A 24646-nucleotide genomic window follows, 5' to 3' on the forward strand; every position below is an offset into this window, starting at 1 on the left:
GCGCCATCAGACCAGCAGGAGGCCGCCCTGAACGCGCTCTCGTCGTACGGGATCCGACGGATCGCCCAGAACGGTGGCATTGTGTTGTTCCGTCGCTTTTGAACGGAGGGGTCGTGACCAGTGTCGAGGAACGCGTCGCCGACGATCCGTCGGCGGCGGACGGGGCGGTGCGCGGCCGCGTGCGCCAGGCCCTGGCGGTCGCCGGTGCGCACCGTGTCTTCCTCGTCGTGCTGCTACCCGCCATCGGGCTGCGCCTGGTGGCGATGCTCGGATACCGCGGCGCGATGTGGTTCCCCGACTCGTACGACTACGTCAGCGGGGCGCTGACCCTCACGCCCAACCTGATCCGGCCCAGCGGCTACTCCCTGTTCCTGCGGCTGCTCTCGCCGTTCCACAATCTGACGCTCGTCGTGCTCGTCCAGCACACGATGGGCGTGGCCGTGGGCGTCATGGTCTACGCGTTGCTACGCCACCGCTTCGCGCTGCCCACCTGGCTCGCGTCCGCCGCGGCGATCCCCGCCCTGTATGACGCCTTCGGCATCCAGCTCGAACACCTCATCCTGTCCGACACGCTCTTCACCTTCCTGGTGACCCTCGCCGTCACCCTCGCCCTGTGGCGGAACACCCTCAGCCCCCGGCGGGTGGCCCTCGTCTGCCTCCTCGTCGGCCTCGCGGCCGTCACCCGCTCAGTGGGTCTCCCCGTCCTCGTCCTGCTGCTGGCCTGGCTGGCCGTACGGCGGGCGGGCTGGCGCGCTGTCGCCGCCGGGCTCGTCGCCGGGCTGCTGCCGATCGTCCTGTACGCCGGGTGGTTCTCCTCCCGTACGCACCGCTTCGCGCTCACGTACAGCACGGGGATCTTCCTCTACAGCAGGACGATGCCGTTCGCCGACTGCAAGAAGATGAAGCCCCCGGTCGACGAACTGCCGCTGTGCAGCGACACGCCCCCGGACAAGCGGGGGCGGTCGCAGTTCTACATCTGGGGCCGGATCTCGCCGTTCCACCGGCTCGGCAAGCACAAGTTCACGGCCGAGACCGAGGCCCGCGCGGGCGACTTCGCCCAGCGCGCGATCCTCGCCCAGCCCGGCGACTACGTCGGCACCGTGACCTCCGACCTGCTGCGGACGTTCCGGTGGAAGCACCCGCCGTTCCCGGAGAACACCACCTACAGCTACTACCTCTTCCAGCAGCATCCGCCGCAGCCGCCCCGTACCGCGGTCCGGCGGATGCGCCCGTACGACCCGGGTCACCTCAACACGCACGTCGTACGGCCGTACGCCCGGATCATGCAGGTGTACCAGCGCTATTTCTTCCTGCGCGGCACGATGTTCGGCCTGATCCTGTTCGTCGGGCTGGGGGCGCTGCTGCGCCGGCGGTGGGAGGCGCTGCTGCCCTGGACGGCGGCCGTCGTCGCGATCGTCATACCCCCGACCACCGCGGAGTTCGACTACCGCTACGTCATCCCGGCGGTCCCTGTCGCCTGCATCGCCGCCGCCCTCGTCTACACCCGCCGCGACGCCGCCGATCCCGAGACGGGAGGCGGCGTGGTCGCCTCGCTGCGCGGCTACGCGGGTCGGGTGGTGAGGAAGCGTCGGTAGGACGCAGGGTCAGGGCTGCGCGTGCCGGTCGAGGCCGAGCGTGGCGATGAGGTCTTCGTGGAGCTCGAACCAGACACGGTGGCAGGAGTCGACGCCGGTGCCGTCGACCCAGGCGCCCTCCCCGGCCCGGGCGCGCGCCAGGGCCGCGGTGAATCGTTCGTCGTATCCGCGGAACCGCGTGAGGACGCTCCCGAGCCGGTCGACGAGCGGCGTGAGCGCGCGGTCGACGCCGGCGAGCTCGTAGAGGACCCCGGCGTCCCAGGCGGGATCGGAGTGGTCGTTGACGGCGAGCCGATCGTCGGCTGCGGGCCGGAGCTGCCAGTCGGTGCAGGCCTGTAGCAGGAGGGCGTTCAGCGGGAGGAACCCCCGGTAGACGTCACGGACCTCGTCGGCGGCGCCGTCGCGCGAGAGCTCGGCCGCGAGCCGGCGCTCGTTCTCGGCTCGGCCCGCCTCGGTCAACGACCACCCTTCGGTGCCGGCGAAGGCGGTGTGCTCGACCCAGCCACGTGCCTGGGCGTCGCGCAGCACCTCTTTCGTCTCGGCCTCGTCGAGCCCGTACCGATGAGCGAGGACGGGAGTGTCCGCGAACCCGGTGATGCGCACGGCGTGCAGGACCAGGAGGCCGAGCGGAGAGTCCCGCGTCATGAGTCGGCGTCCTGTCGTGCCGTCAGGCGGGTGTACCGCTGCTGGCACGCCTGCGGCGAGTTGAACCCCATCGCGTCCGCCATCTGCGCCCAGGTCAGTCCCGCACTCCGCGCGATGAACAGCAGGGCGGACTCGAGCCCTTCGACCTCGGCGCGTGCGGCCTGCAGGAGGGTGAGGGCGCTCAGGACGTCCTCCGGGCCCAGGTCGGCGCAGCGCCAGACGGCGAACTGTACGAGGTCGACCGCCGACGGCGGGGCGGGCGAGGGCCGCCACGGACGGGCGTCGAGCGCGTCCGCGCCCAGGCCCAGCAGACGCGCAGACGCGTCGTGCTCACGCTGAGCCTGGACGTCGTCGGCGCGCGTGGTGTGAGTGAAGTCCTGCTTGCGCTGCATGCGACTCATGATGGAGACTCAACAAAACGTTGTCAACAATTCGTTGAAAGGCCGGGCTGGTGATCGTACCCCTGATGGAGGCTGCCGCCGATACCTGCGGGGGCAAGGCCGGCGCACTCGGCGCGCTGCTCCGCGCGGGCCTGCCGGTTCCGGACGGCTTCGTCGTCCCATTCACCGCGTACCTGGCCGCCGTCGGCGACCTGGGCGTCGGACGGTTGGCGGGCGACCTGGGCGTCGGGCGGTTGGCCGGCGAGCTGAGTCTTGGGCAGTCGGCCGGCGACCTGGGCGTCGGGCGGTTGGCCGGCGAGCCGGGCCTCGGACGGTCGGCCGGCGAGCGGGTCGACCTCGACGCGGTGCGGCAGGCGATCCAGGCCCGCCCGCTCCACGCCACCGTGATCGACGCGCTGGGGCGCGCACTCGACGAGCTCGGCGACCCGCCCGTGGCGGTGCGGTCATCGGCGGCGGACGAGGACACCGGTCAGGCGTCGGCGGCCGGTCAGTACGAGAGCTTTCTCGCGGTGCGCGGAGTCGGTGAGGTCGCCGACGCCGTACGTGCCTGCTGGGCCTCGCTGCTGTCTCCACGTGCCATCGGCTACCGGGATGCCTCCGGCCACGACGATCTCGCGATGGCCGTCATCGTCCAACGTCTCCTGGACGCCGAGGTGTCCGGGGTCATGTTCACGCCCGCAGGCCCGAGCGACGCGACCGGGATCGAGGCGTCCTGGGGCCTCGGCCCCAGCGTCGTCGGAGGCACGGTCACCCCCGACGCCTATCGCGTAGCCGACGACGGGTCGGTCACACGCACCCTCGCGGACAAGCGGACCCGCCTCGACCGGCACGGCACCCGGCTCGTCGTTCGCGACGTCCCCACCCGCGCCCGGCACCAGCCCGCGATCGACGACGCGACCGCCACGCACCTCGCCGAGCTGGGCAAGGAGATCGCCGCCGTGCTCGGCGGACCGCAGGACATCGAGTGGGCGATCGTCGATGGCCGCGTCTGGATTCTGCAAGCGCGGCTGGTCACCGCCGCACCCCCGCCGCCACCTTCCGGCGCCGTGGACACCCCACCCGCCGCACTCACCGGAACACCCGGCAGCCACGGGACCGTGACCGGCACCGCGCGGATCGTCCGTGGCCCCGGCGACTTCGCGCGCGTACACCCGGGCGACATTCTCGTCTGCCCCTTCACCGACCCCGCCTGGACACCGCTGCTGCGCATCGCCGCCGGCGTCGTCACCGAGACCGGAGGCGTGCTCTCCCACGCCGCGATCGTCGCTCGCGAGCGCGCCATCCCCGCCGTCCTCGGCATCCCGAACGCGACAAGCCGACTCCGCGACGACGCCGTCATCACCATCGACGGCACCGCCGGCACCGTCACGGCGACGAACGCCTGACCGATGGGCCGAAAGGAGACGGGAAACGGGCCCGCACGGACCCCGCGTTCCCGATCACCGATGACAACGCGAGTCCTCTACCTGGCGCGCCACGGCGCGGCCGACGCGTTCGGACAGCTCACGGACATCGGGCGCCGGCAGTCCGGCCTGCTGGGCGAACGGCTCGCCCGCGTACCGGTCGACGCCGTGTGGCACTCTCCGCTCCCACGCGCCGAAGCAAGCGCGCGCGAACTCGCCCGGCATCTACCAAACGTGCCCGTGACCGAGGCCCCCGAACTCGTCGACCACGTGCCCTACGTCCCTGATGCGGCCGAAACACCCGCGCCCTGGGCCGGCTTCTTCGACGGCTACGACGACACCGAGGCGGCCTCGGGCCGGAGGCTAGCCGAGGCCCTGGTCGCCCGATTCGCGAAGGTCCCCGACACGGCCGCGAAACGGACCCGGCCCGACATCCACGAGGTCCTGGTGACGCACGCCTACCCGATCGCGTGGCTGGTGCGGCACGCACTCGACGCGCCGCCATCCCGGTGGCTCGGGCTGAACAGCGCCAACACGGCACTGACGGTCATCGAGTACCGCAACGGCCTACCGCCCACGATCGTGATGTTCAACGACATGAGCCATCTCCCGGCCGACTTGCGCTGGACCGGGTTCCCCGAACGCATCAGGCCGTGAGGTGGCTCGTACTAGCCGCAGAGCGCGAAGAAGCGCTTGGCCTCTCCCAAGGCCTTCTCGTCGGCCAGGATGTCGCCTGGGCGATTCGCATAGCCCAGAAGCTCCCCGCCCCAGCGCATGCCCATGTAGTCGGCGGTGATCTTCAGGGTGCCCAGGAGAGGGTCGGCCATGGCCGGGTCCTCCTCGCTGATCGCACTGATCGCCCACATCGTCTTGCCGTGCATCCTGGCCTTGAAGTCGGCTTCGGGCACGCGGAGCCAGCCCGACCAGTAGTCGAGGTAGAGCTTCGTGGCGGCCGAGACGCTGTACCAGTAAAGGGGGGAGGCGATGACGAGATCGGTCGCCTCGAGCGTGGCGTCCAACAGGACCCGCTCGTTCCCGGTCGGCTCGGCGTAGACGGTGCCCGGGACGTGGCGGACATCCTGGAAGTCCGGCAATGGGAGCTCGCGAAGGCGCAGCCACTGCTGGGCGACGTCCGAGGGAAGGTGCGCGGCGGCCTGGCGCGCCAGCTCCTCAGTGTTACCTCCCGAACGCGCACTACCCAGCACGAACAAGAACTTTCGCATCGGATCATCTAAGCAGGCCCCATGTCATCCGAGCCGTCGCCGTCGCAGCCCTCGCCTTGACCAGAACCAGCGGGGCGCCGGGTGTCAGCGGGCGCTCTCCAGGGCCGTCTTGACGAACCAGGTGATCCAGGGCGATCGGCTGCCCGTCGGCCACAGGGCCAGGGTCTGGTACGGGGCCGCGTCGCGCACCGGACGGTACGTCACGTCGGGGCGGACGTTCCTGGCGGCCAGTGAGGCAGGCACCAGCGCGACGGCCTGGCCCAGGGCGACCACTTCCAGTAGCTGGGCGGTGTCCCGCACGACCGGGCCGTCGGCCGGCCGATCCGGGTTGCCCAGCCAGTAGCCGCGGTCGACGGCCGTCGAGTCACTCCATCGCGGTGCCGGCTCGGTGATCAGGTCGGCGGTGCTGAGGACATCGCGCACGGCCAGTTCGTGTCCGGAGGCGAGCGCCGCGACGCGTGGTTCGGTGCTCAGCAGCTCGGTGTCGAGGTCGTGGCCGTCGAAGCACCCGGCGATCGCCATGTCCGCGCGCCCGTCGCGGACCATGTCGGCCTGTTCCCCGAACCCGCTCACCACGACCTGGAGCTCCGGCGCGTCCGGCTCGGCGGAGGACCGTTCGCAGATCCGGTGCAGCAACTCCGTGGCCACCCCTGGTTTGGCGGTGACCACGAGGCTCCGGCCGGGAAGGCCCGCACGCCGCGTCCGGCGTACGGCGGAATCGAGGGCGCGGAGGACGACGGCCGCTTCCCTGACTAGCGTCGCGCCGGCCTGGGTCAACGTCAGCCGCTTCTCGGTGCGATCGAACAGGGCGACCCCGAGCCGGCGCTCCAGTTGCCGTATGGCCCGGGACAGAGGGGGCTGGGCGATGCCGAGCCGCTCGGCCGCGCGGGTGATGTTCAGGTCCTCGGCGACGGCGCAGAAGTAGCGCAGTTCGCGGATTTCCGGCTCCGGCATACCGGCAGGGTATGGCGGTGCACCCACTCGGTCTTTCTCTTTCGGAGCCCCGACGGCTGGAGTGGAAGGCATGAACGCGACTGAAGTAGCACTCGTCACCGGCGGAAACAAAGGCATCGGCCGACAGATCGTCCGCCGCCTCGCCGAGCAGGGCTGCACCGTATATCTCGGCGCCCGTAGTACGGAGCGCGGCCACTCTGCCGTCGAGGAACTGAAGAAGGAATCGGCCACCATCCGCGGCGGCCTGGATATCCGGTTCGTACAACTCGATGTGACCGATCCGGGAACCGTCGAGGCGGCCGTCAACAGGATCGGGACCGAGGCGGGACGGCTGGACGTGCTCGTCAACAACGCCGGGATCATGGTCGAGTGGGGTGTCCAGGCCGCCGACATCACGGCCGCGCAACTCCGCGAGGTGTACGAGGTCAACGTCTTCGGCGTCGTCACGGTGACCTCAGCCTGTGTGCCGCTGCTCCGCCGCTCCCACAATCCGCGGATCGTCAACATGTCCAGCGGGCTCGGCTCGCTCACCCTCCTGAGCGACCCGACAAGCCCTGTCTCGACTCGCGCGTCCCTCGCCTACGGCTCGTCCAAAGCCGCGCTCAACGCCCTGACGCTGATCTACGCCAACGCCCTTCGCGCCGACGGCATCAAGGTCAACGCCGTCAGCCCGGGGCTGGTGCCGACCGACCAGAACGCCGCCGCGACCTTCCCCCGCGGCGACCGCACCACGGCCGACGGCGCCGTCGTCCCGACCCTGCTCGCCACGATCCCCGCCGACGGCCCCACCGGCGTTTTCCGCGGACCGGATTCACCGGACGACGTCATCCCCTGGTGAGTCCACGCCGCGGCCGATGACCTTCCCGGCTGCCCCGATCGGCGGCCCGGGAAAACGGCTCGACGGCTTTGCGGAGTCCTGACACAGTGGCGCACTGTGCCGAACGCCGAGTTTGTGACAGCCGCGGACGTACAGCTCATGCAGGGTCTGGCGCAGCGTGTCACCGCCACGCGCCCGGAGCTGGTGAACAGCGACGCGTCTTTCGGCGAGCTGGCCTGGAACTGGGGCAAGGGGCACGCCGGCGACGGCGCGAGCTGGCGGCGTCGGCTGTGGTTCTCTGGCGAGGATCTGGTGGCGTGGGGCTGGACCCATCTTCCGCACCAGGTGAGGCGCAGCGACGGGTCGGTGAAGGACGTCACCGGCGCCTATCTGGCGTATCAGGTCCATCCCGATCACGCCGGGCTGGTCGACGAGGTGATCGACTGGTACGACGCTACGGCGGGAGACCTCGAGCGTACGGTGGTGCCCGGCGCCGCCGATGAGTTCGCCCTGGAGCGTTGGGCGGCGCACGGCTATGAGACCGACCCGGCCTCGCTCGGCGACTCCGGGTCCTGGACCCAGCTCAACGAGCGGGACCTCACCGACGTGGAACAGCCGGCACTGCCGGACGGGTTCCGGTTCCGCACCGCTGAGGAGGCCGGGCCGGAGGCCGCGGTCCAGGCCCATCTGGACGCCTGGTCTCCCTCGACGTACACGGCCGAGAGCTACCAGGGCGTCCGGCGGACGGCGGGGTACCGCGGCGACCTGCACATCCTGGTCGAGGCACCGGACGGAACGATGGCATCCTCGACGATCATGTGGCTCGATGCGGCGAACAAGACCGCTGAGTTCGAGCCGGTCGGGACGCATCCGGCCTACCGGCGGCGGGGGCTGGCGAGGGCGATGCTTCTGCACGGGATGCATCTGGCGCGGGCGGCCGGGGCCACCCATATGACGGTCGCCTGTCTGGGTGCGCCGGGGCATCCCCAGGCGCGCGGGCTGTACTACAGCGTCGGGTTCCAGGAGTTGTCGCGGGACGCGCCACTCATCAAGACCAAGGCCGCGCGCTGAGGACTGGCCACGTCTACGGATTCGCCCGGTCGGGGCGGAACTGCCGGTCGTAGAGTTCGAGGCTCTTTCGCGCCGCCTCCGGATACCGCCGTACGAGCCGGTCCAGCTGCGTCAGCTCGGCGGCCTGGGACACTCCCTGCGAGCCGATCGCGTTCAGGGTGTCGAGGAATTCGTTGACGGAGCGCATGAGCTCGTCGGGCGAGGTCATTTCCGGGGTGGGAGCGGAACGGAGACGACCTTTTTGATCATCTCGACGGCCTTCTCGATTTCGTCCGCGCCGCAGATCGGCTTGTCCCAGCTCCACCACCAGCAGAGGCGTTCGGTCTCATCCGGCTTCGCCGTGATGATCTCCGCGAGGTGATTGCTGGTCCCCGGCGCGTGAACATATACGCGCGTCGGCCCCTGCTGCTGGGCGTCCAGGCCGGCGGCCTGGCAGGCCGTCACGAGTTTTCCGGCGAGTTCGTGGACGTCTTCCAGTGAATTGATGGTCACGGTGACTCCTTGTTGTCGTTTGACTCCACAGAATGACTGAGGAGTCGTACGCTGGGAGCCCCCAATGAGTGGAGCGTGGGCACACAGGGCGCGCTCCGCGTTTGTGTGGAAGGTGTGCAGCGAGATGTCGGGAAACCACATGACGGCGCGGCAGTTCGTCGGCCGAGAGATCCGCCACGCCCGCGAATCGAAGCAGCTCACCCGCGCCGAACTGGCGAAGACCTTCCCGGTCTCCGAATCCCTCGTCGCATCGTGGGAAACCGGACGTCTCATCCCGAAAACGGAATACCTTCCTCACCTAACGAACATTCTGGGCCTTCCCGATGTAATACTGCGGATACTCGATGATCTGGTCAGTAGGGAGGTCGCACCGGAGTGGCTCGACAAGTGGACGAGAGCCGAGTCTGACTCGTCGGCGCTGCTGACCTTCGAGCCGCTGGTGGTTCCAGGCCTCTTGCAGACGGAGGAATACGCGCGAGCGGTCCTTCGGCTCGGGAAGCCGGCTCCCCTTGGTCTGGAGGGGCAGGTGAGCGCACGGCTGGCACGGCAGAAGATCCTGGCGCGTGAGGATCCCCCACTGTTCCACGCGGTGCTCGATGAGGCGGTGATCCGGCGACCGGTCGGCGGCCCGGAGGTCATGAGTGATCAATTAATGCGGCTGGTCGAGCTCTCGCAGCGAGACATGATCATCATTCAGGTGATCCCTTTCGCGGCGGGAGCGCACGCCGGGTTCGCTGGGGCTGCGATCGTGCTCGCGAGTATCGACGGTTCGGAGGTCGCGTACGTCGACAACGCGCTCCGCGGGGACGTGGTAGAAAAACCAGAAGATGTCGCCGCAATCCGGCGAGTCTGGCAGCTGTTGAGCGCGAAGGCGCTACCTGAGAACGCATCGACTGAGCTCATCACGAAGGCAGCAGAATCATGGGAAAGCTGAGCTGGCGTAAGTCGACCCGCAGCACCAACAACGGTGGCAACTGCGTCGAGGTCGCCATTGCTGAGAAGAGCGACAAGTAGCGAACCGCTGACGTCCCCCGCCCTTGCTAAACCGGAGCCAAGGGCGGGGGATTCTTCATCTCGGGAGAAGTATCTGACCCTGCGTCGTTCCTTCGACGGCTTCGAGGTAGGCGCGGGCCACTTCGTTCGCCGGAGTCCCTTGGGAGCCGTCTTCGCCCATCGCCTCGAGGGTTTCGCTGACCCAGCCTGGGCTCACGGCGTTCAGGCGCAGGCCGCGGGGCATCTCGATCGCGGCGGCCTCGACGAAGGCGTCGAGGCCGGCGTTGACGAGGGCCCCGAACGCGCCTCCCGGCGTCGGTTCGGCGAAGACGCCGCTGGTGAGGGTGATTGATCCGCCGTCACGTACGAGGTGCAGCGCCCGGCGTACGAGGGTGATTTGTCCGAGCAGCTTGCCGTGCAGGCCGGCCGTGAAGTCCTCGTCCGAGGCGGACGCGAGAGGCGTCAACCGGCCGCTCGCCGCGCAGCACACGACGGCGTCGAGGCCGGACACCGATGTGAGGGCCGCCTCGATCGAGGCCGGGTCGGTCATGTCCACCGCCACCGGTCCGTTCCGGGACGCCCGTACGACCTCGTGGCCTTTGTCCTCCAAGGCGGCGACGACCATGGATCCGATGGTGCCGCTCGCGCCGATCACGAGGATCTTCATGCTCGATCACCCGCCTCCTCGTCGCGGACGACCAAGACGATCTTTCCCCGGGTGTGACCCGTGTCGAGCAGTTCGTGCGCCACAGCGCCCTCCTCCAGCGGCAGCGTCCGGCTGACCGCGACCGACAGCGATCCGGACTCGACGAGCTGAGCCAGGCGGGCCAGCCCCGCCCCATCCGGGTGGACGACATGCCGTACGACGCGGACCCCGGACGCCTCGGCGGCCTCCTCCAACGGTCCGCGGCCTTGCGCCGCGCCGGGGACACACACGAACACCCCGCCGCGTCGAAGCGTGGCCACCAGGCCGTCGTCGCCGACGCAGTCGATCACCACGTCGAGGTCGTCGAACGCGTCGGCGACGCGCGTGGTCGTGTAGTCCACCGCGTCGTCCGCTCCGATCGACTTGAGGAAGGGGTGGTTGACCTCGCGGGCGACGCCGATGACCTGTGCCCCGTGCGTCTTCGCCAACTGCACGGCCAGGTGCCCCACCCCGCCGGCCGCGCCGTTGACCAGCACGCGCTGCCTCGGCGACACACCGGCCAGGTCGAGCGTCTGCAGGGCGGTGAGGCCGCACATCGGCAGCGCCGCCGCAGCCATGTGGTCCATGCCGTCCGGCTTGGCGGCGAGTTCATGAGCGGGTGCGCGAACGTACTCGGCGTAACCCCCGGCCGGCTGCGGGAAGCGCGGCATCCCGAAGACCTGGTCGCCGGGCGCGAACCGCACCACTCCCGGGCCGACGGCCGTGACGACGCCCGACACGTCCCAGCCCCACACGTACGGGCCCTCACCGAACCAGTCCCGGATCAGGCCCGCCCGGGCGACGGAGTCGGCCGGGTTCGTACCGGCAGCGGCCACCCGTACCAGGACCTCCCCGGCACCGGGCTCCGGCCGCGCCACCTCGGCGATCCGCAACACCTCCGGCCCGCCGTACGTCGTGGCGACGAGCGCGCGCATCGTTTCCCCCACAGTGACCTCCAGGTCTGGTCATCGACGAGTCCGCGTCCCGGCGATCGGGATTACGATCCGACTCTGGCGGCCCTCGCGGATCGTGCCGAGCCCTGTGCGGGAGGTAGGACCACGGTTCCTACCTCTGACAGGTGCAGGCTCAGCGGTCGGCGAACCGGCAGACTGTCCGTATGGAGCAGAGTCCGGAGTTGGGGGAGTTCCTGCGTTCACGGCGGGCGCGGCTCCGGCCCGAGGACGCGGGGCTGGTGGACTACGGCGGGCGACGCCGGGTGCCCGGCCTGCGCCGGGAGGAGCTCGCCCGGCTCGCGGGCGTGAGCGTCGGCTACTACACGCGGCTGGAGCAGGGGCAGAGCCCGGGCGCCTCCGACGCCGTTCTAGACGCGATCGCGCGGGTCCTGCGGCTGGACGACGACGAGCGGGCGCACCTGTACACCCTGGCCCGTCCGGCGTCCGGGTCGCGACGCCGCCCTGCTCCTGAGCGCCTGCGCCCCGCGATCCGTGTCATGGTCGAGTCCCTCGGGGACGTGCCCGCCGTCGTCTTCGGGCGGCGCGTCGACGTGCTCGCCTGGAACAGGATGGGGCACGCCCTGCTCGCCGGGCATCTGGACTTCCACGCACCCGAACGGCCGGCCGACCGGCCCAACTGGGCGCGGCTGTTCTTCCTCGACCCGCACATCCGCGAGCTGTTCACCGATTGGGACAAGAAGGCCCGCGACACGGTCGCCGACCTCCGCCTCATCGCGGGCCGGTATCCCGACGACCGTCTCCTCGCCGAGCTCATCGGCGAGTTGACGATGAAGAGCGCGGAGTTCTCCGCCCTGTGGTCGGCCCATTCCGTACGCCGCTGCGCCCATCACATCCGTGAGTTCCGGCACCCCGTCGTGGGCCCGCTGACCCTCACCGACGAACTGCTGCAGTTCCCGGACGACGAGGGCCAGCGACTGGTGATCTTCACCGCCGAGCCGGACTCCCCGTCCCGATCCGCCCTGCGCCTGCTCGCCGGCCTGACCGCCGAAAACACTGAACCGGCCCGGCGACCGGGATTCCTCCGCTTGCCATGAGCCGTGGCTTTCACCGAGTGATCAGATGGTGAGTGGCTCGATCCAGTCAAGGTGGCCGTCGACGACGGCGAGATCGGTGGCGGTGCCGTCCGGCCGGTGCAGAGTCAAGGCGATACCGGGGCGAGCCGGTGCGGGTCGTGGATCAGGATCCGGCGGATATTCGATCGACAGGCGGTAGAGCGGACCCCGGTCACCGAGAGTGGCGATGGCGCTGTCGAAGGCGCTCACGCGATGTGCCGGTACGTGTATACGGGCGGCGCTGTGGAACACCACGCGGGGTGCCACGGCCGGCAGCTCGTCGGCGAGGACGGGGCACACATCGATGGCGTCACCTGCGCGCATGGCGGGTGGGTCGTCGGCGACCAGCGCCAGCGCCGCGGCCAGGTTCTCGCGCTGATGATGGTTTTCCGGCCAGACCAGCGCCTCCAGCCACCGCCTGGCCTGAGGATCTTCGACGTCGATGGGGTGCAGGTCGATGCCGGTCACCGAGGCCAAGCCCGGCTGGACGTCGAGATCGGGTATCGGCATGGGGCCATGCCGGCGGGCGTGCAGTTGGACCGGCGAACGCTGGTCGCCGAATCGCCGTCCCCCGACCTGGTAGCCGTAGCGGTCGACTCGCAGGTTGAGCCCGGCGCTGGCGCCGACCTCGATCAGGTGTATCGGATCGTCCACCTCGCGGGCGATCACACTGAGCCCCAGGCGCAGGCCGAGCGCCCGGGAAACGTGGTTGGTCTGCACCAGCCTGGTGCTGATCAGCCGGGTCAGCTCGGCCTCGTAGGTCGCGCAGAACGATACGAGCGCCGGTCCTGCCTTGTCGGCCGGACGGGCCCGTTCACCGACGATCGAAGGATAGAACTCGGCGAGTTCGTGATCGGTTCCGGACAACAGCATGTGATGAACGGCGCCGAAGAACGCGAAGGTGGGGACTTGCCCCGTCCTGGCCTTGGCGGCCAGTCGCAGCAACGTGTCGTTCGAAGCCACCGTCTCGCCCAACGCGCGATACAGCGGTGAGCTCTCGAACACCCACGCCTCACCGAAGAGCCTCCGAACGCGATCAAGATCGGACATCCCGTCAGCCTAAGTCGATCAGTCCGCCGACGGCCTCTTGGTCGCCCAGCTTCAGGGCCGAGACGCTCACCGTTGGCGGATGAGGAGAGGCTGGGCGACGTCTCCGAGACGCCCGTCGGAATCGGAAAGAGTGGCGTTGGTCAGGCCAAGGCCGTCGTCGGCCAGGTGGGTGCGGCAGTCCATGTGGACCCATTCGCCGTCGGGGTGGCGCAGCAGCGTGGTGGTCATGGTGGGCGGGATGGACAGCCACTGGTCGAACGGGAGAGTCGCCGACAGGCCGTTGGCGGAGTCGGCGACGATCAGTGTGCGGGCCAGACCGGTGAGTTTCCGTCCCGCGATCAACGGGAGGCGGACGCGGGTCCACACCTGCGCGGAGCCGCGAGTGTCACGGTCGTCGCCGGTGAAGCGCCATTCGATGGCCCGGCCGTAGCCCCAGTCGGCCATGCCGTCGAAGGCGTACGGCCCGGCGGGCGGAAGCGGAGGCGGCGGGGCGCTCTCGGTTCGTACGGGAGGGGTCGGGCCGGTCGCGATGTGCCAGGCGCGGGCGGTCACCGCGACCTGCCCCTCGACGATCAGATGTGCTTCGGCGAGGCGGACCTGCCGGCCGGGACGCAGCGGGGTGACCTCGACACGAGCCGGGCGGCGGGGGATGGGGGCGAGGAAGTCCACCGAGATCCGGGCCATCCGCATGCCAGGCGCGATCGTGGCGTCGATGGCGTGGGCCAGCAGCGCGGTCGGGGGTCCGCCGTGCTGCGCGTCACGGTCCCAGGGGCTTTCCGTGGCGCTGGTCGGCTCGTAGACATCGTCGCCGGCAGGCAGGTAGAAGGCTTCGGGCTGATCGCTCATGGAACGATCCTCGGATATCGGCCGGCGAGACGACAGGGCGGGTCCACGACGCCGCCGCGAAGCCCGCCCAAGCCTCACGGGGGCCGGACGGCGGCGAGTAGCAGGATCGGGGGACGCCTCAGGTGTTCGGCCAGTTCGGGGCTGCCGTCTAGGGCGGGAACGGGTTCGTCGATCCCGGTCAGTTCCAGACCCGCCCCGAGCAGTGTGTTGATCAGGGTCGCCAGGCGTCGGTGGTGTTTGACGACTCCCTCGACGATCCAGTTCTGGGTCCGGGGTCCTTCGGCGGCGTAGTCGTCGACCGGCCAGACCATGCCGTCGCCGGTCTCCAGCCAGCCGGCCATCGGCCGGCGGGCGGTGCAGATCGGGTGTTCCTGCGAGAAGAGGAGTCCTCCGCCGGGACGCAGCCAGCCGGCGACGGACCGGATCAGGGCCGGGTAGTCGGCGACGTAGTGCAGGGCGAGGGCGCTGACGACCAGGTCGGCACAGCCGGGCGGGAGGGTCAGCGTCTCCAGGTCCGCGCGCAGGTACCGGACGCGGGGGTGCGGCTCGGCGGCCGCCAGCATCCGTTCCGAGGCGTCGACGGCCAGTACGTCTTCGGCTCCCTCGTCGGCCAGGCGACGCGCGAGCGCGCCCGTACCGCAGCCCAGGTCGATGACCGACAGGCCCGCCACCGGGGGCAGCAGCCGGGCCATGGCGGGGACCTCGACGGCGTCGTTGAGCGCGGCACCGGACGTCCTGAGCCGGCGGTAGCCCTCGAAGAAACGCGGGTCGTCGTAGAGCTCCCGGCCGGCGATCCCCGTCACAGGTACCTCACGAGGTCGGCGACGTCCAGCAGGGGGAGACCCCAGCGCAGCGCGGAGATCTCCAGGTCGGCGGCCTTGGCCATGGTGCCGTCGGGGTTCATGACCTCGCAGCACACGCCGACGGGCGGCAGCCCGGCCGCGACGCACAGGGCGACGGTGGCCTCGGTGTGGCCCGCGCGTTCGGCGAGGCCGCCGGGCCGGGCGGCGAGCGGGAAGACGTGCCCGGGCCGCAGGAAGTCCTCCGGGCGGGCGTCCGGGTGTGCCAGCCGGCGTACGGTCGCGGCGCGTTCGGCGGCCGATACCCCCGTGCCGGTTCCGGCCGCCAGGTCCACCGGGACGTGCGGGCGGGTGCCGTGCCGGTCGCCGGGACCGGGGATGGGATCGATCTCCAGCCGGTCGAGGGCCTCCGGCGCGCACGGCACGGTCGAATGCCCGCACACCTGGGTGAGCAGGAAGGTGAACGCCTCCGGGCGCAGCCGCGCCCCCGCGAACACCACGTCACCCTCGCCCTCGCGATCCGGGTCCCAGATGAGCACCGCTCCTCCGGACGCCAGCTGCGCGAGCGCCTTCTGAACGCCGCCCGCTCCGGTCAGGCGTCCCGCCCAGGGCAGCGCCGCGACCACCTGGCTCACCGCCCGTACCGGGTCGTACGGCCGGCACCGGGTCAGCCGGGTGACCAGGTCCGGTTCCAGGTTCACCCGGTCCCCGGCCGACAGGTCGGAGAGCGTGGTCGCCCGCAGGGTCAACGGGATCAGCACCACCGAGAACCGGTCGCGGGTCACCTCGGCGACGGTCAGGCTGACGCCGTCGACCGCGACCTGGCCCTTGGCGACGATCAGCGACAGGAAGCGCTCCGGCGGCTTGATCCACAACCGCCGCATGGGGCCCTCGTCGTCGACCCTGACGACCTTTCCCACGGCGTCCACGTCGCCCTGCACCAGATGGCCGCCGAGCGGATCGCCCAGCGAGAGCGGAGCCTCGACGTTGACCGGCGTGTCGGGCCGGACCTGATCGAGGGTCGACCGGCGCCGCGTCTCGGCCGAAAGGGCCGCTTCCAGCAGGTCCGTTCCGGGCCCGGTCGGCACGACGGTGAGACCCACACCGTTCACGCTGACCGAGCCGGGCGTGCCCGCGGCGACCTTCGGCGCCCTGACCACGATGCGAGCCTCGTCGACGGCCACGACCGTAGCGATCTCGTCGATGTGCCCAGTGAACATCCGACACCACCTCTCGACGGCGGGAGGACGATCCTCACCGCAGGGAGAACCAGGGACCCAGGAGAGCGGGTCCGAGAGGTGGCGGGGTGTCACCGCGTGGCCTCGGAATCACACCGAGTCGTCCCACCGCGAACAGTGGAACCGGCGGGCTGTCACCGCCGCACCTTGGAATCGCACCGATCCACGTATAACACGCGATGATCTTCGCGCTCAAGAGGTGGTGCGTCACCCCGCCGGAGGACGCCGAACACCGTCGGGGTGGTCCAGCCGCGCAGCGTGGCGAGGATCGTCGACCGGAAGGTGGCCTCGGCCGTGGCGGTGTCGAGGGCACCGGCCAGTTCGAGGGTCACGAGGCCGTGGAGGGTCACCCAGAGCGAGAGGGCGATGGAGGTCGCGTCGCCGGCGAGCACGGGGACCGACAAGGCGCGGTCGATCGCCTCGACGAGCGGCCGGACGGGGTCGCCGGCACCGACCGTGCCCGACGGGTCGAAGGACTGCACGCCACCGAACAACACCGTGTACAGGTGGCTGTGCTCGCGCCCCCATCGCCGGTACGCGACGGCGAGCTCGTAGAGGTCGGCGAGGGGGTCGTCGGAGGTCGGCACCGCCGACAGGTCCCGGAACAGCCCGGCGACCGCCCGGTTGCGCACCTCGCCGATCAGCCCGTCCTTGCCGCCGAACAGCGAGTACAGGGCCGCGGTCGAGGTCCCGGCGGCAGCGGCCAGGGCGCGGACGGTGATCGACTCCCGTGGCCGGGTGGCGAACATCTCGGTCGCGGCCTCGACGAGACGGTCCTTCACGGTGTCGTCGTTGGTTCTCGGCCTTCCCACGACGACAGCCTAGCCCGCGCTGATAACGTTGTTTTGAAACATCGTTTGGAAACTCCTCGCAAGGGATTGTGATGACGCACGCCTTCATCCGCTTCATTGGTCGTCTGAGCCTGGCCCTGGCCTCCGTCGTGGGGCTGCTCGGCCTGTTCCTCGCACTGATCGTCCTGACGGACGGAGCAGGTTCGGGGCTCGCCGCATGGCTGACCACTCTCGGCGTCGGGACCGTCGCCGCACTGTGGCGGGGCCGCCGCCGTACCCGCCTCAGGCCGTTCCTGCCGGTGGTCGTCGCAGCGGCGCTGACCGCGTCGGTGTGCGTCCCGACCGTGCCCACGCAGCGGCGATACCCGCCCGACCTGCCGTTCGTGGCGACGCAGCACTGGGACCTGGCCACCGGAAGCCGGGTCGCGGTGTACCACTACCCGCCCGCATCCGGCGGTGCCCCGAGGCCCTTGGTGTACATGAACGGCGGACCCGTCCGCAGCATCGCGGTGCGCGACCACCGGTTCCTGCAGCTCCTGGCACGGCAGGGCTACGACGTCTACGCGTACGAGCAGGCCGGCGGCGGACGCAGCGGCCTGCTCCCCATGGAGCAGTACACGATCTCCAGGTCGGTGCGCGACCTCGCCGCCGTCATCGACCACCTGGGCAAGGGCCGGGCCGACGTTCTCGGCTTCTCCTCAGGCGCGGTCGTGCTCACCCGGGCCCTGGCGGACCCGCACGTCGCCGCCCGCGTCCACCGGGCGATCATCGCGGAACCCGGCCCGATGGACGGCCCCACCACGCGGATCACCGGGCCGAAGGGACGGCCGTCCGCGCGCGGCCTCGCACCCGCCATGACCGGGCCACGGTCCACGCACGTCCCCCGGTACGCCGTCGCGTTCGGCCTCATGCGACTCGGGCTCCTCACCCCCGGCACCGGCCTGATCGGGCAGGCCGAAGGCGACAACGCCTTCACGGCCGCCGACCTCGGCAGCGACACCGCGTCCGCCTACTGTGCGCGGGACGCGCACCGCATCCCCACCGAGGACACGGCGCAGAACTTCTCCTTCAGCGCCGCCGCGAGCCTGCACGTCGACCAGACGATCAAGGACTCACCCTCCATCGCCCCGCAGCTGAGGCGCTCCCGTACTCCCGCGATGCTGATGATCGCCGAGTGCTCCGCTCAGGTCCGTCAGTGGGAGACGACCGTCCTCGCCAACGACCCCGCCATCGAGCGCACCCAGTACCTGCCGGGCGTCGGACACCACATGTGGAACGGCCTCGACGGCAACGACCAACGAGCCGCCGCCGTCATCAGCGCGTTCCTGCGGAACAGGCCGGCGCCCCTGCCGAACTACCCGACCCGCGCCGACATCCCGTCATTCCTGCGCGACCACAAGTGAACGATCCTCACGGGGCCCGGCTGAAGAGGCGCCCGGCGAGGTCGACGCCCACGATCGTGCCGCTGCCGTCGCGGGAGAAGAAGCCGCGCTGCCCCTTCAGACCGCCCTCGGTGACGATGTACTCGTCGCCGTCGCCGGGCAGGAAGCCGATGGCGGCGGCGGGGTAGTCCTCCGGCATGTCGACCTCGGAGGCGGCGCGGATCTCCGGTTTGATGCCGACCGCGAGGGTGAGCGCGATGCCGTCGGTGGCGATGTCGAGGTTCATGGCGTCGATCTCGTAGCGTCCGGCGACCTGCCGCGCCCGCGTCTCGTCGTACGGGACGGGTTCGGGGTCGCGCTCGACCGCGCCGAGGTAGTGCTCCAGCGCCCAGCGGAGGACGGCCTGGTTGAACCGGTAGCCGTCGGGGCTGAGGTTGGACAGCGAGACGACGGCGAAGTCGTGGTCGGGGGCGATGAGCAGCTCGGCGAACTGGGCGTTGCCCGACCCGCCGTGTCCGATCGTGGCGACGTCGCCCACCTGGCGCAGGAACCAGCAGATGCCGAAGCCGTCGCCGAGCGTGCTGGCCCGCAGTTCGACGGTCTGCTCCCGCATGGCGTGCAGTGCCTCGGCGGGCAGTACGCCGTCGCCGGTGCCGAGGTGGAAGCGGGCCCAGCGCAGCAGGTCGCTGACCGAGGACACCCCGCCCCCGCCGGGATTGTTGCCGTGCTGGCCTGCCGGGTCGGCCTTCCACGGACGCGCGGGATGCAGCGCGCCGTCCTCGCCGCGGTTGTATCCCACCGCGAACCGCCGGAGGACCACGTCGTCCAGGTCGAAGACGGTGTCGGTCAGGCCGACCGGCTCCAGGACCAGCGACGCCACGGCCTTCTCGTAGGGCAGACCGGTGACCTTCTCGATGACGTACCCGGCCAGGTTGTAGCCGGCCTGGCTGTAGGAGGCCCGCGCGCCGGGCGGCGCGATGATCGACAGTTCGGCCATCTTGGCCACGAAGGCGGCCAGGGAGCCGTCCCCGGTCTCGGGGTCGATGAGGTTCCAGTCCAGCCCCGCGGTGTGGTTGAGCAGGTTGGCCACGGTGATCTCGGCGGCGTTGCGCTCGTCGGCCAGCCGCAGTTCGGGCACGTACCGGCGCACCGGAGCGTTCAGGTCCACTTTGCCCTCGGCGGCCAGGCGCATCAGCGCGGTCGCGGTGAAGGTCTTGGTCACCGATGCGACGGGGAACAGCGTGTGCTCGTCGATCGGCAGCGGGTGGTCGACGTTCGTCACGCCGTGCGCGACGTGGATCTCCCGGCCGCCGACCAGCACGCCGACGGCGGCTCCCGGGACACCGAATTCCTCGGCGGTCGCCTTGACGAAATCGGCCAACTCTTGCGCCATCATGTCTACCCCTCGAATGACTTGAACTAAGTACGAGAAGGACTCTAGATCGGCAGTTGAACAAAGTGCAAGTGTTTGCCTGAACTTAGTACAAGTAGGCTGATCGCCATGCCGCGAGACACGTTGACCGCAGACCAGATCGTCCGGGCCGCCATCGAGTTGCTGGACGACGAGGGGCTGGACGGCCTCAACATGCGCAGCCTGGGCAAACGGCTCGGCTCGGCCCCCACCGCGATCTACTGGCACATCAAGACCAAGGACGAACTGGTCCGGCTCGCCGGTGACGCGATCTGGGACGAGGTCGAGCTGCCCGATCTCGACGGCACGGACTGGCGTACGGCCGCCACGGCCACGGCCACCGGCATGCACGCCATGCTCACCCGGCACCCCTGGCTGGGGCAGGCGTTCGGCAGCCACCTCCTCTACGGGCCCGCCAAGAGCCGCTACGACGACCACACCCTCGCCATCCACGAGAAGGCGGGATTCACCGGCGCGGACGCGGATCAGGCGGCCGCCTCGTTGTTCGTCTTCGTACTCGGCAGCGCCCTCGGGCCCGCCGCGCAGCTCTCGCTGACCCGGCGGCTGAGCAGGAACGGCGGAGACGTTGAGCGGCGGATGGCCGACACCATGGCGCAGGCCACCGAGATCGCCATGCGGTTCCCGCGGCTGCGCGAGCGCCTCGGCACCGCCGCCGCGGCCGACTACCTGGGGGCGCCGGACGACAGCTTCGCGTTCGGTCTCCAGGCCATCCTCGACGGTCTCGAAGCACGCCTCGCCGCCGGTGCGGACAACCGCCGCGAGTGATCCTCGCCCGGCCCGGTGGTCGCTAACCACACGTCGTATTCCGGCCAGCGTCCCCGGCGGACTACGGGCAGGGTCGTTCCGTACACCGCGAACGAGGACGGGGAAGATGCACAAGGTCGCCGCGTTGAAGGTGCTGTACTTCGGGACCCCGGTGGTCCTGATCGGCTCGCGTAACGAGGACGGGTCGCCGAATCTCGCGCCGATGTCGTCCGCGTGGTGGCTGGGGGACCGCTGCATGCTGGGCCTCGGCAACAGCGGCCAGACGACGGCGAACCTCAAGCGCGAACGCGAGTGCGTGCTCAACCTCGCGTCCTCGGCGATGGTCGACGCCGTCGACCGGCTCGCGCTGCTGACGGGGAAGCCCGAGGTCCCGGATTTCAAGCTGGAGCAGGGCTACCGGTCCGAGCGGGACAAGTTCGGGACGGCCGGGCTGACCGAGCAGCCCGCCGACCTGGTGGGAGCGCCGCGCGTCGCGGAGTGCCCGATCCAGCTGGAGTGCGTGGTCGAGGCGGCGCATCCGCTCGAAGGCCCGGATCTGCACGCGACCGCGTTCCACGTACGGGTCGTCCGCAGCCACGTCGAGGAAGAGCTGATCATCCCGGGGACGCACTACGTCGACCCGCTGCGGTGGGACCCGCTGATCATGAAGTTCTGTGACTTCTTCGGCGGCGGCGAGAACATCCACCCGTCGCGGCTCGCCGACGGCTGGAACATGCCGCACCGGATGAACGGCGCCGATCAGACCCCTTCCCTGACGCCCAGCCGGTAGGTCTCCAGCCACGCCGACAGCGACAGCGGCTCGCCGTACCGGCCCCAGACCTCGCTGGAGTCGACGACCTGCGGCTCGGTGTCGAGTACCGCGCCCATCAGCATCTGCCGGGCGAGGACCGGGTTGAACGGCCGGATCAGCGGGCTCACGGTGTTGAGCATCCTGACCGGCATCGTGTTCTCGCCCTTGATCTCCACCCCCAGCGCGGCGGCGATGCGCCGGTTGACCGTCCTCAGCGTCAGGTCCTCGGGGCCGCCGAGGTCGGCCGACCAGCCGCGGCCGGGCTGTACGGCGAGGTCCGCCGCGACCCGGGCGACGTCGACGCCGGCCACCCATGACACCGGGTTCTCTCCCGAGCCGAAGATCGTGGCCTTGCCCTTGCCGGTCAGCGACCCGGCGAGCATCTCCACCCAGGTGTCCATGAGGTGGGTCGGCCGCAGGATCGAGTACGGCAGCCCGCTGTCGCGCAGTGCCCGCTCCGCCGCGAACTTGAGCCGGAAGAACGCGACCGGGCTGTCAGGGCGCGCACTGGCGGTGGAGAAGTAGACGAAGTTCTCGAGCGCGGTGTCCTGCGCGACCTCGATGAGGCCGGGGATGCCTCTGCCCTCGATGCCCGTCGGGCCGTTCTTGCCCTTGCCTCCGCCGCCCTGGGCGGTGCAGACGATGGCCCTGGCGCCGGTGACGGCCCGTACCAGCGAGGGCCGGTCGAGCAGGTCACCCGCGACGACTTCGACGCCCCTGGGGGACTTGGCGGAGGACGGATCGCGAGTGACGACCCGCACCGCGTTCCCATCGCTGTGCAGCCGCTCCACGATCTGGCGGCCGAGCCTGCCGGTACCACCGAAAACGACGATCACGCGCCCGCTCCTAACATTGTTCAAAGATCTAACAATGTTAGATATTAGATCGACGATAGGATGCGGCTGTCAACGAGGGGGGCGACGTGACGACGAAGGCTCAGCCCGAGCCGAGCGCCAGCAGGAAGCGGCGGGAGCGGGAGCGTCAGGAGATGCGCGCGAGCCTCCTGGAGGCGGCCAGGGGCATCGCGGCCGAGGAGGGCTGGAATGCCGTCACGATCCGCCGCATCGCCGGCCGGCTCGAATACAGCGCGCCGATTCTCTACCAGCACTTCGCCGGCAAGGAGCAACTGCTCCTCGAGCTGATGACGGTCGGCTTCGCCGAGCTCACCGACCGGTTGAGCGAGGCGGCGAAGGCGTCCCCGGAGGACCGGCTGACCGCGATGGCCGAGACCTACTGGGCCTTCGCCTTCGCCGCGCCCGAGCTCTACCAGGCGATGAACGGCCTGGACGGCGTGCCCTTCGGCACGGCCGAGACGCCGGCCGAGGCCAAGGGTGCCTTCCGGACGCTCCGCATCGCCCTGCAGAGCATCGCGGAGGCCAGGGACGCCGAGCTGGCCGACCCTGCCGGGGCGACCGACACGCTCTGGGCGTTCCTGCACGGATGTGTGTCGCTGGCGATGGCCGGGAGGATCGCCGGCGGAACCGACCGCGCCCGGTCCCTCATGCTGAACGCCCTGGAGTCGCTGTTCGCCGCTCAGCTACGGCATCCAGCCTGAGGGATCCGCGACGGGGCCGTCAGCGCTTCGGGTCGAGGGTGACGGTGTAGAGGGCCTTGCCGTCCAGGTCGCGGAGCCGTACGGTCAGCGCCCCGGCGCCGCCGTCGATGGCGACCTCGCCGAAGAACTGGTAGCCCTCCAGCGGCGACGTGTTGGCGTGCGGCGGGACCTGCTGGAACTTCACCTGCGGCCCGAAGGTGCCGTCGAGGGCGTTGGGCCCGAACCCGCCGGCGTTCAGCGGGCCGGACACGAACTCCCAGAACGGGTCGAAGTCCTGGAACGCGGCCTTGGCCGGGTCGTAGTAGTGCGCGGCCGTGTAGTGCACGTCGGCGGTGAGCCACACGACGTTCCGTACGCGCCGCTTCTTGATGGTGGACAGCACGTCGGCGATCTGCAGCTCGCGGCCGAGCGGCTTGCCACTGTCGCCCTGGGAGACGGCCTCGATGCCGTGCGCGTCGGAGACGACGAGCGACAGCGGCATGTCCGCGGCGACGATCTTCCAGGTGGCCTTGGAGGCGGCCAGTTCGCGCTTGAGCCATTCCGCCTGCGCCGTGCCGAGGATGCCCTGGTCGTCGGCGGTGGCGTTGTCCGGTCCGTTCGCGTCGCGGTAGGTCCGCATGTCGAGGACGAACACGTCGAGCAGCGGCCCGTAGGAGATCTTGCGGTAGACGCGGCCGTGGGTGTTCGGCCGGTCGGTGATCGGCAGGTACTCGAACAGCGCCTGGTGGGCCCGTGCGGACAGCACGTCGACGCGCTTCTCGGTGTAGTTCGGGTCGTCGAGGATCTGCCCGGGCCACCAGTTGTTGTGCGTCTCGTGGTCGTCCCACTGGTTGATCTGCGGGACGACCGCGGCGAGAGCGCGCAGGTTGTCGTCCATGAGGTTGTACCGGTGCTGACCGCGGAACTCCGCGAGCGTCTCGGCGACCTTGGACTTCTCCGGGGTCGTGACGTTCCGGTAGATCCGCCCGTCGGCGAGCTTCACCGTCGCCGGGATGGGGTTGTCGGCGTACCAGTGGTCGCCGCTGCACAGGAAGAAGTCCGGGTCCAGGGCCTTCATCGCCTTGAAGATCCGGTAACCGCCCATGTCGGGGTTGATGCCGAAGCCCTGCCCGGCGAGGTCACCGGACCAGACGAACCGGATGTCGCGGCGCGTGCGGGGCGCCGTACGGAAGGCCCCCTCGGTGGGCGCGGACAGCAGCGACGTGTCGTGCGGGTCGGCGAGGCGCACCCGGTAGTGGATCTGCTGCCCGGCGGGCAGGTCCCGCAGCGGCACCTTCCCCGTCAGGTCGGTGTCCGGCGTCAGCAGCGGACCTCGGACGGTGGCGAACCGCCGGAAGTCGGGCCGGGTGCTCACGTCGACGAGCATCCGCGCGGGCCGGTCGGCGCGGGTCCACACGATCCCCCCGTGGGCGGAGACGTCCCCGCTCTGCACCCCGTGGGTGATCTGCGGGCGCCCGGCCCGTACAAGTGCCGCGGCCTGCGGGCCGGCGCCGAGCAGCGTCGCCCCGCCTCCAGCGATCAGACCGTTGCGGATGAAAGAACGGCGGTCGAGTCCCATCGTGCACTCCTGTCTCAGAAAAACCGGACCGATCGTGGCCGCTCCCGATGTCCGGTACGGGGCCCGGGTGCGGCGTCGAGGTAAACAGCCCCTGCTGACCTGGGACGTCCGGGCCGGTTCCCTCCGGACGATCT

28 protein-coding genes are annotated in these 24646 nt (G+C 70.3%); 12 read left to right on the forward strand and 16 right to left on the reverse strand.

What is annotated here, in order from left to right; all coding sequences use genetic code 11:
• Positions 1 to 113 precede the first annotated feature (113 nt).
• Complete coding sequence (locus tag ACYVF7_RS07355; protein ID WP_460336778.1) at positions 114 to 1595, forward strand: hypothetical protein; 1482 nt, start codon at positions 114 to 116, stop codon at positions 1593 to 1595.
• Between the two features lie 9 nt (positions 1596 to 1604).
• Here the strand turns inward: ACYVF7_RS07355 and ACYVF7_RS07360 are convergent, their stop codons facing one another.
• Complete coding sequence (locus ACYVF7_RS07360) at positions 1605 to 2240, reverse strand: transcriptional regulator (RefSeq protein WP_460336781.1); 636 nt, start codon at positions 2238 to 2240, stop codon at positions 1605 to 1607.
• Entirely contained in the window at positions 2237 to 2632 is a 396-nt protein-coding gene (locus ACYVF7_RS07365) for a DNA-binding protein (protein WP_460336785.1), read from the reverse strand. Before ACYVF7_RS07365 ends, ACYVF7_RS07360 begins: the two co-directional genes overlap by 4 nt.
• Before the next feature lie 59 nt (positions 2633 to 2691).
• On the opposite strand from ACYVF7_RS07365, the gene ACYVF7_RS07370 reads away from it, so the two are divergent.
• On the forward strand, positions 2692 to 4026 hold the full coding sequence (locus ACYVF7_RS07370; protein ID WP_460336788.1) for a PEP/pyruvate-binding domain-containing protein: 1335 nt from the start codon (positions 2692 to 2694) through the stop codon (positions 4024 to 4026).
• Positions 4027 to 4086: 60 nt separating this feature from the next.
• Positions 4087 to 4701 carry a histidine phosphatase family protein gene (locus tag ACYVF7_RS07375; RefSeq protein WP_460336791.1) on the forward strand — a complete coding sequence of 205 codons (615 nt, stop codon included), beginning with the start codon at positions 4087 to 4089 and terminating at the stop codon, positions 4699 to 4701.
• Between the two features lie 11 nt (positions 4702 to 4712).
• On the opposite strand, the gene ACYVF7_RS07380 is transcribed toward ACYVF7_RS07375, so the two are convergent.
• Positions 4713 to 5267 carry a flavodoxin family protein gene (locus tag ACYVF7_RS07380; protein ID WP_460336794.1) on the reverse strand — a complete coding sequence of 185 codons (555 nt, stop codon included), beginning with the start codon at positions 5265 to 5267 and terminating at the stop codon, positions 4713 to 4715.
• A gap of 84 nt (positions 5268 to 5351) precedes the next feature.
• Positions 5352 to 6221 (reverse strand): LysR family transcriptional regulator, encoded by an 870-nt coding sequence (locus tag ACYVF7_RS07385; RefSeq protein WP_460336797.1) that lies wholly within the window; start codon positions 6219 to 6221, stop codon positions 5352 to 5354.
• 70 nt (positions 6222 to 6291) lie between these two features.
• Here ACYVF7_RS07385 and ACYVF7_RS07390 point away from each other — a divergent pair, with 70 nt between their 5' ends.
• Together ACYVF7_RS07390 and ACYVF7_RS07395 are read left to right on the forward strand one after the other, a co-directional pair.
• Positions 6292 to 7059 (forward strand): SDR family oxidoreductase, encoded by a 768-nt coding sequence (locus ACYVF7_RS07390; RefSeq protein ID WP_460336800.1) that lies wholly within the window; start codon positions 6292 to 6294, stop codon positions 7057 to 7059.
• 138 nt (positions 7060 to 7197) lie between these two features.
• Positions 7198 to 8109 carry a GNAT family N-acetyltransferase gene (locus ACYVF7_RS07395; protein ID WP_460357820.1) on the forward strand — a complete coding sequence of 304 codons (912 nt, stop codon included), beginning with the start codon at positions 7198 to 7200 and terminating at the stop codon, positions 8107 to 8109.
• 13 nt (positions 8110 to 8122) lie between these two features.
• On the opposite strand, the gene ACYVF7_RS07400 is transcribed toward ACYVF7_RS07395, so the two are convergent.
• Together ACYVF7_RS07400 and ACYVF7_RS07405 are read right to left on the reverse strand one after the other, a co-directional pair.
• Positions 8123 to 8317, reverse strand: coding sequence for a hypothetical protein (locus ACYVF7_RS07400; protein WP_460336804.1), 195 nt, complete (start codon positions 8315 to 8317; stop codon positions 8123 to 8125).
• The gene (locus ACYVF7_RS07405) at positions 8314 to 8601 is read right to left on the reverse strand and encodes a hypothetical protein (protein WP_460336807.1); all 288 of its coding nucleotides are present in this window, start codon (positions 8599 to 8601) and stop codon (positions 8314 to 8316) included. The genes ACYVF7_RS07400 and ACYVF7_RS07405 overlap by 4 nt, the downstream gene beginning before the upstream one ends.
• Before the next feature lie 139 nt (positions 8602 to 8740).
• Here ACYVF7_RS07405 and ACYVF7_RS07410 point away from each other — a divergent pair, with 139 nt between their 5' ends.
• Together ACYVF7_RS07410 and ACYVF7_RS07415 are read left to right on the forward strand one after the other, a co-directional pair.
• Positions 8741 to 9535 (forward strand): helix-turn-helix domain-containing protein, encoded by a 795-nt coding sequence (locus ACYVF7_RS07410; protein WP_460336810.1) that lies wholly within the window; start codon positions 8741 to 8743, stop codon positions 9533 to 9535.
• Positions 9523 to 9615: a DUF397 domain-containing protein gene (locus ACYVF7_RS07415; protein ID WP_460336813.1), complete on the forward strand. Its 93-nt coding sequence runs from the start codon at positions 9523 to 9525 to the stop codon at positions 9613 to 9615. The genes ACYVF7_RS07410 and ACYVF7_RS07415 overlap by 13 nt, the downstream gene beginning before the upstream one ends.
• 55 nt (positions 9616 to 9670) lie before the next feature.
• On the opposite strand, the gene ACYVF7_RS07420 is transcribed toward ACYVF7_RS07415, so the two are convergent.
• Complete coding sequence (locus ACYVF7_RS07420) at positions 9671 to 10261, reverse strand: short chain dehydrogenase (RefSeq protein ID WP_460336815.1); 591 nt, start codon at positions 10259 to 10261, stop codon at positions 9671 to 9673.
• Positions 10258 to 11226 carry an NADP-dependent oxidoreductase gene (locus tag ACYVF7_RS07425; protein ID WP_460336817.1) on the reverse strand — a complete coding sequence of 323 codons (969 nt, stop codon included), beginning with the start codon at positions 11224 to 11226 and terminating at the stop codon, positions 10258 to 10260. The genes ACYVF7_RS07420 and ACYVF7_RS07425 overlap by 4 nt, the downstream gene beginning before the upstream one ends.
• A gap of 170 nt (positions 11227 to 11396) precedes the next feature.
• Between ACYVF7_RS07425 and ACYVF7_RS07430 the strand changes: the two genes are divergently transcribed.
• Positions 11397 to 12287: a helix-turn-helix transcriptional regulator gene (locus ACYVF7_RS07430; RefSeq protein ID WP_460336820.1), complete on the forward strand. Its 891-nt coding sequence runs from the start codon at positions 11397 to 11399 to the stop codon at positions 12285 to 12287.
• A gap of 21 nt (positions 12288 to 12308) precedes the next feature.
• Here ACYVF7_RS07430 and ACYVF7_RS07435 read toward each other — a convergent pair whose 3' ends face one another.
• The 5 genes from ACYVF7_RS07435 to ACYVF7_RS07455 form a co-directional block, all read right to left on the reverse strand.
• Positions 12309 to 13355: a DUF2332 domain-containing protein gene (locus tag ACYVF7_RS07435; RefSeq protein WP_460336822.1), complete on the reverse strand. Its 1047-nt coding sequence runs from the start codon at positions 13353 to 13355 to the stop codon at positions 12309 to 12311.
• Positions 13356 to 13421: 66 nt separating this feature from the next.
• A complete protein-coding gene (locus ACYVF7_RS07440) occupies positions 13422 to 14201 on the reverse strand; it encodes a thioesterase family protein (RefSeq protein WP_460336825.1) in 780 nt (259 codons plus the stop codon).
• Between the two features lie 74 nt (positions 14202 to 14275).
• Positions 14276 to 15004, reverse strand: coding sequence for a class I SAM-dependent methyltransferase (locus tag ACYVF7_RS07445; RefSeq protein WP_460336828.1), 729 nt, complete (start codon positions 15002 to 15004; stop codon positions 14276 to 14278).
• The gene (locus ACYVF7_RS07450) at positions 15001 to 16221 is read right to left on the reverse strand and encodes a riboflavin synthase (RefSeq protein WP_460336831.1); all 1221 of its coding nucleotides are present in this window, start codon (positions 16219 to 16221) and stop codon (positions 15001 to 15003) included. The genes ACYVF7_RS07445 and ACYVF7_RS07450 overlap by 4 nt, the downstream gene beginning before the upstream one ends.
• Positions 16222 to 16373: 152 nt before the next feature.
• Positions 16374 to 17051 carry a TetR-like C-terminal domain-containing protein gene (locus ACYVF7_RS07455; protein ID WP_460336834.1) on the reverse strand — a complete coding sequence of 226 codons (678 nt, stop codon included), beginning with the start codon at positions 17049 to 17051 and terminating at the stop codon, positions 16374 to 16376.
• 71 nt (positions 17052 to 17122) lie between these two features.
• Between ACYVF7_RS07455 and ACYVF7_RS07460 the strand changes: the two genes are divergently transcribed.
• Positions 17123 to 18433 (forward strand): alpha/beta fold hydrolase, encoded by a 1311-nt coding sequence (locus ACYVF7_RS07460; protein ID WP_460336837.1) that lies wholly within the window; start codon positions 17123 to 17125, stop codon positions 18431 to 18433.
• Between the two features lie 7 nt (positions 18434 to 18440).
• Here ACYVF7_RS07460 and ACYVF7_RS07465 read toward each other — a convergent pair whose 3' ends face one another.
• Positions 18441 to 19808 carry a serine hydrolase domain-containing protein gene (locus tag ACYVF7_RS07465; RefSeq protein WP_460336840.1) on the reverse strand — a complete coding sequence of 456 codons (1368 nt, stop codon included), beginning with the start codon at positions 19806 to 19808 and terminating at the stop codon, positions 18441 to 18443.
• A gap of 105 nt (positions 19809 to 19913) precedes the next feature.
• On the opposite strand from ACYVF7_RS07465, the gene ACYVF7_RS07470 reads away from it, so the two are divergent.
• Positions 19914 to 20609, forward strand: coding sequence for a TetR/AcrR family transcriptional regulator (locus tag ACYVF7_RS07470; RefSeq protein ID WP_460336843.1), 696 nt, complete (start codon positions 19914 to 19916; stop codon positions 20607 to 20609).
• Between the two features lie 106 nt (positions 20610 to 20715).
• Positions 20716 to 21378 (forward strand): flavin reductase family protein, encoded by a 663-nt coding sequence (locus ACYVF7_RS07475; RefSeq protein WP_460336846.1) that lies wholly within the window; start codon positions 20716 to 20718, stop codon positions 21376 to 21378.
• Here the strand turns inward: ACYVF7_RS07475 and ACYVF7_RS07480 are convergent.
• Complete coding sequence (locus tag ACYVF7_RS07480; protein WP_460336849.1) at positions 21348 to 22235, reverse strand: SDR family oxidoreductase; 888 nt, start codon at positions 22233 to 22235, stop codon at positions 21348 to 21350. The two genes, ACYVF7_RS07475 and ACYVF7_RS07480, sit on opposite strands and share 31 nt — an antisense overlap.
• An 86-nt stretch (positions 22236 to 22321) precedes the next feature.
• On the opposite strand from ACYVF7_RS07480, the gene ACYVF7_RS07485 reads away from it, so the two are divergent.
• Complete coding sequence (locus tag ACYVF7_RS07485) at positions 22322 to 22954, forward strand: TetR/AcrR family transcriptional regulator (RefSeq protein ID WP_460336852.1); 633 nt, start codon at positions 22322 to 22324, stop codon at positions 22952 to 22954.
• 19 nt (positions 22955 to 22973) lie between these two features.
• Here the strand turns inward: ACYVF7_RS07485 and ACYVF7_RS07490 are convergent, their stop codons facing one another.
• The gene (locus ACYVF7_RS07490) at positions 22974 to 24512 is read right to left on the reverse strand and encodes an alkaline phosphatase D family protein (protein ID WP_460336855.1); all 1539 of its coding nucleotides are present in this window, start codon (positions 24510 to 24512) and stop codon (positions 22974 to 22976) included.
• Positions 24513 to 24646 lie beyond the last annotated feature (134 nt).

This window comes from Actinoallomurus acanthiterrae (assembly GCF_054775715.1).